The sequence below is a fragment of the Orenia marismortui DSM 5156 genome (genome assembly GCF_000379025.1).
Lineage (GTDB): Bacteria > Bacillota > Halanaerobiia > Halobacteroidales > Halobacteroidaceae > Orenia > Orenia marismortui.
In genome coordinates, this window is sequence record NZ_KB900617.1 from 900186 (window position 1) to 913019 (window position 12834).

Sequence of the window (12834 nt, forward strand, 5' to 3'; positions counted from 1 at the left end):
CCCTCTCTAATTTAATTTTTCTTCTAAAATTTCAATAGCTTTCTCTAGTTGATCATCTATTTCTGTATCTGGATTATACTTAATCTTTACATCAGGTTCAATACCTTGGTGATGAATAAACCTTCCAGCTGGAGTATAATACTTAGCTGTAGTAAGCTTTACAGCTGAACCATCAGCTAAAGGAACTACACTTTGCACTACCCCTTTACCAAAGGTCTTATCTCCAACTATTACTCCTCGATGATTATCCTGAATAGCACCTGTTACTATTTCAGAAGCACTAGCACTACCACCATTAACTAAGATAACTAGAGGTTCATCAATACTCTTAATCCCTCTAAATAATGGTACTGCTTCTTTTGCTTTACCTCTTTCTTTCACGTAAACAACTGCTCCTTTATCAATAAAATTACTTGCTACTTTAGAAGCTTCACCTAACAGTCCTCCTGGATTATTTCTTAAATCAAGAATAAATGCTTTAGCTCCTTCTTTATGTAGCTTATCAATCTCATCAGCAACCTTTTCTCCTACATGATCAATAAATTGAGTTAAACGAATATAACCAATATTTCCTTCTTTCATCTCTGAAGAAACATAAGACAGCTCAATATCTTCTCTTATAATCTCTACATCAAATTTATTAAACTTATCTCCATTTTCTTTTTCTTTATTAGCTTGATCCTCTTCCTGATCTATTAACCTTTTTATTGTTAGAGTTACTTTAGTACCGGCTTCACCTTTCATCATTCCTACAGCTTTCTGCATTCCCATACCTTTAGTATCTACTCCATCAATTGCTACAATCATATCTCCACCAAGCAATCCTGCTCTCTCACCAGGTGTATCCTCCATAGGTGATACAATTGTAAGTTGCTCATCTTTCATAGTAATAACAATTCCAATCCCACCATATTTACCTTCAAATTCTTCCTGCATATTTTCAAAGTCCTGAGGTGGTAAATATCCTGTATATGGATCATCTAAGGTCTCTAACATACCATCTATAGCACCTGTTAATAACTCATCAGCATCTGTTTCTTCAACATAGCTTCTTTTAACTAAATCTAAAATAACAAAAAGTTTCTTGAACATATTTAATTCATTTACTTGGTTTGCTTGCACTTTATGAATAAAAAATCCTGTTGCACCTGCAGTTACTAACATTAATAATATTAGCACTGTACTTATTACTCTTTTTTTATTAAACATCTATTTTCCTACCTTCCCACTTAGTTTATTACATTTAATTCTACCATTTTTTTTATATTTCCGCAAACAATCCACCTATGATCAGACTATATATTATAGTTAATTGTGGATAATTTTAATCTTCTATAAAAAAAATACTACCACTATATTTTTATTCCATTTTAAATTATATGATTTAATACACTATTAGTATAAAGCAACATTGAAAAGTTAAATGATCTTTACTATCTAAATTAAATACTGTAATATTTTCTTATTTCTATCAATAATTCTAATAATTATTTAGGATTAAAATTAAAAACCAGAATAAAAATTCAATTATTCCAAAAAATAAACTAACAAAGGAGGCGATATCTTGACACAAATTACACTAACTCAAAAAGAAAGAACTCTTCTAGAAGACCAAAAGAGCCATGAAGAGATCTGTATTCAAAAGTATAAACATTATGCAAATCAAGCTCAAGATCCAGAATTAAAGGCACTATTTAATTATTATGCAGATCAAGAGCAACAACACTTTGATACTGTTAGCCAGATGCTCAATGGTACTATCCCTCAGATAAATCAGGGAAAGCAACAGCAAAATAATCAACCTCAGATAAGCCAAGGAAAGACTGGAAATGACGCTGACTACAAATTATGTACTGACCAGCTAATGACTGAAAAATACGTATCTTCTACTTATAATACTAGCATCTTTGAATTTACTAATTCTAAAGCCCGACAAGTTCTAAACCATATCCAAAAAGAAGAGCAAGAGCATGGAGAAGGTATCTTCAACTATATGCAAAGTCGTGGTATGTATAATCCAAAATAAACTCTAGCTACTAACTATTAGCTGTTTTACATTAGGCAAAAAATATCTTTACTATATAAAAACACCCTATAATAAATACTCTTTTTAGAATTATTTTATAGGGTGCTTTTTTTAAGATAACTATGTCTAGTTTTTACTTATTAATTTAAAATCTTCTTGACTAATAGCAAATAGCTAAGAACCAACAACTAAAACAGCAATAAACTCAATGCCATTACTGCCATTCCAGCTACAAAACCATAAATCACTTGGTGACCATGTCCATATTTACGAGAAGTGGGCAATAACTCATCAATAGATATGAATACCATTATTCCTGCTACACTTCCAAATAGAACTCCAAAAGTTAATTCACTAAAGAAGGTTCTAAAGACAAAATACCCTAAAATTGCTCCTAAAGGCTCAGCAACTCCAGATAGAAAAGAGTATATAAAGGCTTTCTTCTTATCCCCTGTAGCATGATAAATTGGTACTGAAACAGAAATCCCTTCTGGAATATTGTGTATCGCAACAGCAATAGCAATAGATATTCCCAAAGCTGGGTCAGACAATGCTGAAGCAAAGGTAGCTAATCCTTCAGGGAAATTATGTATTGCAATTGCTAAAGCTGAAAACATTCCCATTCTTAATAACTGGCTCTTGTCATCTATTGTGTCCTCTTGTAAATCTCTAATTTCTCTCTTATCTCTAGCTTCATGAGGATTCTCTGCTTCAGGAACAAATTTATCTATAATTGCAATTAAAGCTATTCCCAAAAAGAAGGCCCCCACTGTAGCCCATTCGCCATTTTCCGCACCTAAAGCGACTACTAAAGAATCTTGAGCCTTTGGTATAATCTCTATAAAAGATACATAAATCATTACCCCGGCTGAAAATCCTAATGATGTTGCTAAAAATGATGTATTAGTCCTTTTGGTAAAGAAGGCTAAAGCACTTCCAATTCCCGTTGATAATCCTGCAAATAATGTTAGCAAAAAAGCAATTAAAACATTATCCATTTTAACACCTCATTATATTATCAGTAATTATCTGATTAATTATAAATTAATAGCCTTAAAAATAATTTAACCCAAAGCTACATCTAAAGACATCATTACTGCAAAGCCAAGCATTAAACCAGCTGTAGCTATATGACTATTACCTTCTTGATGAGATTCAGGAATCAATTCTTCACCTACTACAAAAATCATTGCCCCGGCAGCAAAAGATAAAGCATAAGGCAAAATAGGTCTCATCAATAATACAGCTGCTGCACCAAGTACTCCTGCAATTGGTTCAACTATTCCTGATGCTTGACCATACATAAAACTCTTCATTGGTGATAATCCTTCTCTTCTTAGAGGTACTGATACAGCTGTTCCTTCTGGGAAATTTTGAATACCGATACCTATAGCCAGAGCTATTGCCCCTGCTAAAGAAGCTGAGGGCAAATTAGCACCTACTGCACCAAAAGCCACCCCTACAGCTAAACCTTCAGGAATATTATGTAAAGTTACTGCAAGTACTAACAAAACACTTCTTTCCCAACTAGTTTTAACCCCTTCTGCTTTACCTTGAGATAGGCCGGGATGAAGATGAGGTAAATATCTATCTACAAACCTTAAAAATACTCCTCCTAATAAAAATCCAATTACCGCTGGAACCCATCCAGGAATACCTAAGTTTTCTGACATCTCAATAGCAGGAGCTAGTAATGACCAAAAACTAGCTGCAATCATTACTCCAGCTGCAAAGCCTAACATTCCATCTAAAAACTTTCTATTTACTTCTTTAAAAAAGAATACTACTCCTGCTCCCAAAGCAGTTAAAAACCAAGTAAACAAGGTTGCCAACAAAGCTTGAGTAATAGGAGTTAATTCTTTAAACCATTCCAAAAACATAAAATCATCCTTCCTTTACTATTAATAATAGTTATTAATTATATTATAATATATTATCTTCCATAAGTAAATCAAAAATCTATCTGATAATTATCCAATTTTAAAATATAATTAAAATTAACTTTAATTATAACAAGAAAAAATAAATAAAAATTTATAATCCTCTACTTCTTATTCTGCTTCTAATCACATAAATAATTATAAGATAAAAATTTAAGGAGTGTCAATCCATGCTTTCTCCAAGTTTAGAAGATTACTTAGAAGAGATATACCGTTTTTCTAAAGAATTAGGATTTGTTAGAACCACAGATATAGCAGAAAAACTTAATGTTTCACTTCCCTCGGTAACAAAAGCTGTTAAAAGGCTAAATAAAAAGAACTATCTAAATCATGAACCCTATAAAAATATTAAACTAACTCAAAAAGGAAAAAAGTTAGGCGCATTCCTAGTAAGAAGAAATAAAACTTTACAAGAATTTGTAGAAATAATCGGTAGTAAGTCTAATAAAGCTGACGAAGCTGAAGCAATGGAACACTATCTTTCCAAAGATACTGTTTCAGCAATAACATCACTAGTAGAATTCTTAAAAAAAGAACCACAATTACAGAAAAAATTGTTAGAATTCAGAAATAAAAATAACTAATATAGTAACAGGTAGAGGAATAATCCCCTACCCTTTTATTTTATAAAAACAAAGCAGTAAATATTTGATTGACTAAGAAACAGACTATAATTCCAACAATAAGCGGCATAATAGCAGCAAAAATAGTCCATTTCCAACTATTAGTCTCCTTCTTAATAGTTATTAAAGTTGTTCCACAAGGAAAATGTAATAAAGAGAATAACATTGTACATAAAGCTGTTACCCAAGTCCAACCATTATTAACTAATATCCCCTTTAAAGCCTCAGCACTATCAGGCTCAATCATAGATCCTAATGAAAGATAACTCATCACTAATATCGGTAATACAATCTCATTAGCTGGTAAGCCTAAGATAAAAGCTAAGAGAATAAAACCATCTAAACCAATCAATACTGCAAAAGGATTAAGTAAATTGGCTAGATAATCAATAATACTTATCCCACCAACAGTATTATTGGCTAGAAGCCAGACAATTCCTCCTGCTGGTGCTGCTACTATTATAGCCCTCCATAATACAAATAAAGTTCGATCTATAAAGGAACGAACTAAAACCTTTCCAACTTGTGGCTTACGATAAGGTGGCAGCTCTAAGGAGAAAGAAGAAGGAACACCTTTAAGCAGAGTCTTTGACAATATCCAAGATATTAACAAGGTAATTGTAATACCGATTAAAACCAAGAGTACTACCATAGCAGCTGCTCCAATTGAACTACCCTTGCCACCGATAGTCCCTATAAAGATCATAGATAAAATTAATAAAGTAGGAAATCGTCCATTACAAGGAACAAAATTATTGGTCAAAATAGCCAATAATTTCTCTCGGGGAGATTCAATAATTCTAGCTGCAATTACCCCTGCTGCATTACAACCAAAGCCCATACTCATAGTTAAAGACTGCTTCCCATTTGCTCCTGCCTTCTTAAAGAAGTTATCAAGATTAAAAGCTACCCTTGGCAGATATCCCAAATCTTCCATTAAAGTAAAGAGTGGAAAAAAGATAGCCATTGGTGGTAACATAACCGAGACAACCCAAGCTAAAGTTCGATAAGTACCATCAATTAAAAATCCACGTAGCCATTCTGGAGTTCCAATAAAGATCAATAAATTACTAAGTTGACCTTCTAACCAGAATAATCCTTTAGCTAATAGCGCTGATGGATAATTGGCTCCAACAAGAGTAAGCCAAAAAACTCCACCTAACATAAGTAGCATAATTGGAAAACCAAGCCATTTCGAGGTTAAAATATCATCTATTCTTTCACCTAAACAAATCTTTTCTTCTTCAACATTAACATTATTAATAGTAATTTTTTCTGCTTTGCTATAAATATCTTTGACCACCTGATCCCTCAATTCCTGTCTTTCCTTTTCACTAAAAGAATTTGATATCTTAGATAATAGATCACTTAATCCCTTATTCTTAGTCAAATCCATAGAAATCAGCCTCACTCTCTAAATTTTCTCTAAAGTAGTAGTTCCTCATTGACTCTAAAATAGTTTGGTCACCTTCTAATAACCTTAAAGCCAACCAACGTAAATTCAAGCCATCAGATAATTCACCTAAAGCATTTTTGATATCTGGTAATAATTGATCGATTGCCTTTTCAATTTCTGATGAATACTTTACTCTTACTGGCTTTACTCTCTTCTCCTGCTCAACTATTGCTGTTACTATATTTCTAAGCTTATCTAAACCAATCTCATCACGTGCTACAGTAGGAACAACTGGTATCCCTAATTCCTTTTCCAACCCTTTGATATCAATCTGAATATTCTTTCTTTCTGCCTCATCCATTAAATTTAAACATAATATTAAATTTTCAGTTAGCTCAGTTACCTGTAAAACTAAATTTAGATTGCGTTCTAAATTAGTAGCATCAGCCACAACAATAGTTGCATCTGGTTTGGCAAAACAGATAAAGTCTCTAGCTACCATCTCTTCACTTGAACTAGCTAATAATGAATAAGTACCTGGCAAATCTACTAAAGTATATTCCTGTCCTTGATTCTCATAATAACCCTGAGCCTGGCTTACAGTCTTACCAGGCCAATTTCCTGTATGCTGTCTTAACCCTGTTAGAGCATTAAAAACTGTACTTTTTCCTGTATTTGGATTACCTGCTAAGGCAATCACAGGGCTATTATTTTCTGGGTCAATATTAAAAAATTCTCTTAATAAACTTAAGCCACTTGATTCTGCTGTTAATCCCATCAACTCAACCTCCTAGATATATTTTATATATATTAAACCTTCTAAACTAGGGTTTATAATTTTAATACTAATCACCTCACTTCAATCAAACTAGTCTCTTCACTTCGTAAAGCAATTACAGTTCCTCTAATTAAATAAGCTGTTGGATCTCCTGAAGGACTTCTTCTTTTTCCTATTACTTCAGTGCCTGGAATCAATCCTAAATCCAACAATCTTCTCCTTTTAATACCTTCAGCCTTGAGATCAACTACCTGACAACTTTCTCCTAAGGGTAATTGAGTTAATAACATTTGCTCCACCTCCTAAATTTATTAGTCTAGACTAATAATCTTAACCTAGGTTAACTTCCTTTTGCTCCATATTATGTGCTAAATCAAAAGTTGTGTAGATAAATTTTTATAAAGCTTCATTGTAAAATCAAATTGAACAAAATAAAAATAGCCATAGGGCACCAACCTGTAATATAATTAAATCACCACAAAATAACCAGTTACAGGAGGGTGCACACTATGACTTACTTAAATGATACACCAAAATCCCGAAAAAATAAACACCTAAATGCTTATGAACGTGGTCAAATTGCATTATTACATTCCGAAGGAATGAATCCAAATGCTATTGCAAAACGTTTAGGTAGAGCTTCTAATACCATTAGAAACGAACTAAAACGTGGTACAGTTTCTCAAATTAAAGCTAATAAAAAGATTATGGTCTATTACCCTGACACTGGTCAAAGAGTTTATGAATCTAATCGCAAGAATTGTGGTCCTAAATTTAAACTTTTGCAATGTGAAGAGTTCATTGATTATGTTATAGAACAGTTCTACGAAAAAGGACATTCTCTTGATGCTATATGTGGTGCAGCAAAACTTCATAATAAATTTCCAAAGCCAGAGATGGTATCTACTAAAACGCTTTATAACTACGTCAACGCTGGATTATTGACAATTAAAAACATTGATTTACCTTTGAAGCTTAAGCGTTCTTCAAAAAGAAAGCACACTAAAAATAATAAAAAGAAGCTTGGTACAAGTATAGATCAACGCCCTGAAAGTATTAATAATCGTAGTGAGTTTGGTCACTGGGAAATTGACACTATGATAGGCAAAAAGACTAAAAATGAATCAGTTTTACTTACTATGACAGAACGTATGACTCGTAAAGAAATTATTCGTAAAATCCCTGCCAAGACTGCTCAAGCAGTTCAAGATGCTATTTTAAAGCTCGTTAATGAAGCAGGAGATTGTTTTTCCAAAGTATTTAAAAGCTTCACTTGTGATAATGGCTCTGAGTTTGCTCAAATGTCATTTTTAGAGCAAATTAGTGATACTAAAGTATACTTTGCACATCCATATTCATCATGGGAAAGAGGAACTAATGAGCGTCATAATGGTCTTATAAGACGCTTTATCCCTAAAGGTAATAGTCTAAACCAATTCTCTATTGAATCTATTGCTAGAGTCCAAAACTGGTGCAATACTTTACCAAGAAAAATCTTAGATTACCTAACCCCTGATGAAATATTTGAAGATAAATTAAAACAAATTCTTTATGACTAAATAACCAAATTATTACAGTTTGAAAATGTTCAATTTATTATTGCAATTTAAGAAATTTTTATAAATTAAATCTATTTTTAAAATAAGTCTATAGTTTTAAATTTAATTAACTTTTCATATTTATATTACAGATTAAATTATTACTTTCTATTTAGTTCTTATTTAAGAAAACTAATAGAAACATTTATCTAATAATATTTACTCTCTATAATTTTTAGCTATTAGACTATATTTAAAGGCTAAGGTTATAAAAAATAGCCATAAGAAAAAATTACAAGTATTAAATATTTTATTTGGATAATCCTAATAAAAACCCAATATGTAGTGTTATCTTCTATTTATTACACTATATATAGTTCTAAAGTGTTTGACAGATAAATCTAAATGAGATAAAATTATCACTGTAATTTATGCTATAGGAGGTAATTCAATGATTAATAGGTACATACAAAAGAGGGATGGTAGAAAGGTTCCTTTCAAAAAAGACAAGATTCAAGAAGCTGTTAATAAAGCAGCTAAAGCAGTTGGAGTAGAATCAGATATTATTGGTGAAGAAATTAGCCAAGAGGTAATATCTTATTTAAATATCTTCTTTAAAGGTGAAGGTATACCAACTGTAGAACAGGTACAAGATTTAGTTGAAAAGATTTTAATTGAAAAAGGATATGCTGCTATAGCTAAAGCTTATATCCTATACAGAGAACAACATGCTAAATTAAGAGATACAAAACAATTATTTGGTGATGCTATAGAAACTATAGAAAACTATTTAGATCGTAGTGATTGGAAGGTAAATGAGAATAGTAATATGGGATATTCTTTACAGGGGTTAAATAATCATATTGCTTCTGAAATCACTGCTCAATACTGGTTACAAGAGATCTATCCTCAAGAAATTAGAGATAAACACTTATCAGGTGATATGCATATCCATGATTTAAGTAATTTAAGTGTTTATTGTTGTGGATGGGACCTAAAAGACTTACTATTAAGTGGTTTTGGGGGGGTTTCTACTAAAGTAGAAAGTAAACCACCTAAACACTTTAGAACAGCTTTATTACAGGCAGTAAACTTTTTCTATACATTACAAGGAGAAAGTGCTGGAGCTCAAGCCTTTTCTAGTTTTGACACATATTTAGCTCCTTTTATCCATTATGATAAGCTAACTTACAAACAAGTTAAACAGGCTATGCAGGAGTTTATTTTTAACTTAAATGTTCCTACCAGGGTAGGTTTCCAAACTCCTTTTACAAATATAACTATGGACTTAATTTGTCCAAATATTATAGCTGATGAACCAGTAATTATTGGTGGAGAAGCTCAAGATAAGACTTATAAAGAATTCCAAAAAGAAATGGACATGCTTAATAAGGCTTTTGCAGAGATTATGTTAGAGGGTGATTCCAAAGGCAGAGTATTTAGTTTTCCTATTCCAACCTATAACATTACAAAAGACTTTGATTGGGATAAAGAAATTCTAGAGCCTGTTTGGGAAATGACTGCTAAGTATGGTATCCCATATTTCAGCAACTTTGTTAACTCAGATATGAAACCTGATGATGTTAGAAGTATGTGTTGTCGTCTAAGACTTGATAATACTGAACTAAGAAAACGTGGTGGAGGATTATTTGGAGCTAATCCAATGACAGGAAGTATCGGGGTTGTTACCTTAAATATGCCACGTATTGGTTATCTAGCCGAAGATGAAGAAGATTTCATTAAGCGTACCTATGAATTAATGGATTTAGCCCAAGAAAGTTTAGAAATTAAAAGAAAGATTCTGGAAAGATTAACTGATAAAGGTTTATACCCTTACAGTCAATTTTATTTAAGAAATGTTAAATTACGCTTTGATGAATATTGGAAGAATCACTTCAATACTATTGGTTTAAATGGTATGAATGAAGCAACTATTAATTTCCTTGGTGAAGATATTACTCATCCCGAAGCTAAAGAATTTGCTATTAGAATAATGGATGCTATGCGTGATAAATTGGTAGAGTATCAAGAAAGAACAGGTAATATTTATAACTTAGAAGCTACTCCTGCTGAAGGTACTTCGTATAGATTTGCTAGTTTAGATAAGCAAGAATTTGGAAATGAGATTATCTGTGCTAATGAAGATAGAGTTTTAAATGAAGATGCAGATCCTTATTATACTAACTCTACTCAAATACCTGTAGGATATACTGATGATATCTTTGAAAGTTTAGAGTTACAGGATCAACTACAAAAGCGTTATACTGGAGGAACTGTTCTTCATGGATTTATTGGAGAGAAGATGCCTTCTACTCAAAGTACTAAATTATTAGTTAAAAGGATTGCAGATAACTTTGAATTACCATACTATTCAATTACTCCAACCTTTAGCGTCTGTCCTACTCATGGATATTTGGCTGGAGAACATGAATATTGTCCTAAATGTGATGCTGAAATAGAATATGAGAAAGAAGATACTGCTTAAGAGAGGTTGTTTATAATGAAAATTTCTGGATTACAAAGGACAAGTTTAATTGATTACCCTGAACATATTACTACTATAGTCTTTACTCAAGGTTGTAATTATAAATGTCCTTATTGTCATAATCCTAGTTTGATAGCTAATTCATCTCCTGATGAAAGTTATCTACCTTTAAAAGATTTTTGGCAATTTATAGATAAGAGAAAAGAATTAATTGATGCAGTTACTATTACAGGTGGAGAACCAACATTACAAAAAGGACTAATAGATTTTATTAAAGATATCAAAAAAAATGGTTTAAAAATAAAACTTGACAGTAATGGAAGTAACTTTAAAACCTTAAAAAGAATAATTGAAGCTAACTTAGTTGATTATATAGCAATGGATGTTAAAGCTCCTTTAGATAAACATTCAAAGATTACTAAGAACCTAAACACAAAAGAAATATCTAAAAGTATTAATCTAATCAAAGATTCAACTATAGATTATGAGTTTAGGACAACAGTAGTTCCAAGTATTCATTCTAAACTTGATATTAAGGAGATTGGAAAGCTAATTTCAGGAGCTAAACGCTACTACATCCAAAACTTCCGACCAATTAATACTTTAGATAAAAAATTGAAAGGTGTTACTCCTTTTCCACCTGCTAAATTAGAGGAATTTAAAGATATAATTTTACCTTATGTTCAAGAAGTTCAAATTCGTAATTAAAATTACAAGGAGGAGATAAATATGAAACAAGATCAAAACAGACAAAAATGTGAAGTATATTCTCGAGTAGTTGGTTTTTTAACTCCAGTAAGTCAATGGAATCGCGGAAAAAAAGAAGAATGGATAGATAGAAAGACTTATGATAAAGCATTAAAAGAGGCTAATTAAATTTAATAATTGATAAATATAAAAAAGCAGTTGAGAAAATCCTCAACTGCTTTTTTATCTCTCATCTCTCATCTCTCATCTCTCATCTCTCATCTCTCATCTCTCATCTCTCATCTCTCATCTCTCATCTCTCATCTATTATCTATTATCTATTATCTATTATCTATTATCTATCCTTCAATAACAAAGCATCTTAGTTAATTCATAATTTTTAGTATTAAACTTCTTCTTATCGCTATTAACTACTTTTAAATCTACAGCTTTTACAACATTATTTCTAACCCCTACCATCTTAGAACTTTCTCCTTTAACTAATTGATTAACAGCTTCTGCCCCTAACTTACTTCCCAATACTCTATCAAATGCCGTTGGACGTCCTCCTCGTTGTTGATGGCCTAATAGTGTCTCTCTCACTTTAAATCCTAGCCTCATCTCTAACTCTCTACTAATCTCATCAACCTTACCTACACCTTCAGCCATTAAGATGATTCCATAATTTTTACCCAGCTCAAACTTTCTTTTTAAATTAGCAGAGATTTGATCATAATCTACCTCTTGCTCTGGAATCAATAAAGCATCTACACTTCCTGCTAAAGTTGAAGTCATAGCAATCTCTCCTGAATGACGCCCCATCACTTCTATTACAAAAACCCGTGGGGTACTACCTACTAAAGCTGTTGCTGTGTCTAAAATTCTATCAACAGTTTCAGTTACAATATTACAAGCAGTATCAAAACCAATAGCATAATCGGTTCCAGTAATATCATTATCGATAGTACCAGGAACCCCCATAACCTTAATTCCTGCTTCAGATAATTTCTGGGCACCTTTCATTGAACCATTACCACCTATAACTACCAGCCCATCTAATTCTAAATTTTTAATATTATCTAGTGCTTTATTAAACCCTTCTTTCCTTTGAAACTCTTTAGTTCTTCCAGTCTTGATTATAGTCCCACCATAACTGACAATCTCTTCTACATCTAATATATCTAAGTTTCTATATCTTCCCTCTAACAATCCTATATATCCTGCTTCTATTCCTATAACTTCTAAATTATGATATGTACCAGCTTTTACTACAGCTCGCAAGGTAGCATTCATCCCTGGAGCATCTCCTCCACTTGTTAAAACTCCAATCTTTTTCATCATGCACCCCCTGAATTTAATTT

Annotated in this window: 13 protein-coding genes; 6 read left to right on the forward strand and 7 right to left on the reverse strand. The window is 32.1% G+C overall.

What is annotated here, in order from left to right:
- Positions 1-6: 6 nt before the first annotated feature.
- The gene (locus tag OREMA_RS0103935; RefSeq protein WP_018247983.1) at positions 7-1209 is read right to left on the reverse strand and encodes a S41 family peptidase; all 1203 of its coding nucleotides are present in this window, start codon (positions 1207-1209) and stop codon (positions 7-9) included.
- 355 nt (positions 1210-1564) lie between these two features.
- On the opposite strand from OREMA_RS0103935, the gene OREMA_RS0103940 reads away from it, so the two are divergent.
- Positions 1565-2026, forward strand: a complete 462-nt coding sequence (locus OREMA_RS0103940) for a spore coat protein (RefSeq protein ID WP_018247984.1) — start codon at positions 1565-1567, stop codon at positions 2024-2026.
- A gap of 188 nt (positions 2027-2214) precedes the next feature.
- On the opposite strand, the gene zupT is transcribed toward OREMA_RS0103940, so the two are convergent.
- Positions 2215-3024: a zinc transporter ZupT gene (gene zupT / locus OREMA_RS0103945; protein WP_018247985.1), complete on the reverse strand. Its 810-nt coding sequence runs from the start codon at positions 3022-3024 to the stop codon at positions 2215-2217.
- Between the two features lie 66 nt (positions 3025-3090).
- Positions 3091-3900 carry a ZIP family metal transporter gene (locus tag OREMA_RS0103950; protein WP_026188904.1) on the reverse strand — a complete coding sequence of 270 codons (810 nt, stop codon included), beginning with the start codon at positions 3898-3900 and terminating at the stop codon, positions 3091-3093.
- Between the two features lie 236 nt (positions 3901-4136).
- Here OREMA_RS0103950 and OREMA_RS0103955 point away from each other — a divergent pair, with 236 nt between their 5' ends.
- A complete protein-coding gene (locus OREMA_RS0103955) occupies positions 4137-4550 on the forward strand; it encodes a metal-dependent transcriptional regulator (protein WP_018247987.1) in 414 nt (137 codons plus the stop codon).
- A gap of 40 nt (positions 4551-4590) precedes the next feature.
- Here the strand turns inward: OREMA_RS0103955 and OREMA_RS0103960 are convergent, their stop codons facing one another.
- From OREMA_RS0103960 to OREMA_RS0103970, 3 genes are all read right to left on the reverse strand, one after another.
- Positions 4591-5985: a nucleoside recognition domain-containing protein gene (locus OREMA_RS0103960; protein ID WP_018247988.1), complete on the reverse strand. Its 1395-nt coding sequence runs from the start codon at positions 5983-5985 to the stop codon at positions 4591-4593.
- Positions 5972-6763, reverse strand: coding sequence for a FeoB small GTPase domain-containing protein (locus tag OREMA_RS0103965; RefSeq protein WP_018247989.1), 792 nt, complete (start codon positions 6761-6763; stop codon positions 5972-5974). The genes OREMA_RS0103960 and OREMA_RS0103965 overlap by 14 nt, the downstream gene beginning before the upstream one ends.
- A 71-nt stretch (positions 6764-6834) precedes the next feature.
- Positions 6835-7053 carry a FeoA family protein gene (locus OREMA_RS0103970; protein ID WP_018247990.1) on the reverse strand — a complete coding sequence of 73 codons (219 nt, stop codon included), beginning with the start codon at positions 7051-7053 and terminating at the stop codon, positions 6835-6837.
- A 219-nt stretch (positions 7054-7272) separates the two neighbouring features.
- On the opposite strand from OREMA_RS0103970, the gene OREMA_RS0103975 reads away from it, so the two are divergent.
- The 4 genes from OREMA_RS0103975 to nrdD all read left to right on the forward strand — a co-directional run bounded on the left by OREMA_RS0103975 (position 7273) and on the right by nrdD (position 11662).
- Positions 7273-8322, forward strand: coding sequence for an IS30 family transposase (locus tag OREMA_RS0103975; protein ID WP_018247991.1), 1050 nt, complete (start codon positions 7273-7275; stop codon positions 8320-8322).
- Positions 8323-8752: 430 nt separating this feature from the next.
- Positions 8753-10786, forward strand: a complete 2034-nt coding sequence (locus OREMA_RS0103980) for a ribonucleoside triphosphate reductase (RefSeq protein ID WP_018247992.1) — start codon at positions 8753-8755, stop codon at positions 10784-10786.
- 15 nt (positions 10787-10801) lie between these two features.
- A complete protein-coding gene (locus OREMA_RS0103985) occupies positions 10802-11494 on the forward strand; it encodes an anaerobic ribonucleoside-triphosphate reductase activating protein (RefSeq protein WP_018247993.1) in 693 nt (230 codons plus the stop codon).
- Positions 11495-11515: 21 nt separating this feature from the next.
- Positions 11516-11662 carry an anaerobic ribonucleoside-triphosphate reductase gene (nrdD, locus tag OREMA_RS18800; protein WP_018247994.1) on the forward strand — a complete coding sequence of 49 codons (147 nt, stop codon included), beginning with the start codon at positions 11516-11518 and terminating at the stop codon, positions 11660-11662.
- A gap of 177 nt (positions 11663-11839) precedes the next feature.
- Here nrdD and OREMA_RS0103995 read toward each other — a convergent pair whose 3' ends face one another.
- Entirely contained in the window at positions 11840-12811 is a 972-nt protein-coding gene (locus OREMA_RS0103995) for an ATP-dependent 6-phosphofructokinase (RefSeq protein WP_018247995.1), read from the reverse strand.
- Positions 12812-12834: the final 23 nt, after the last annotated feature.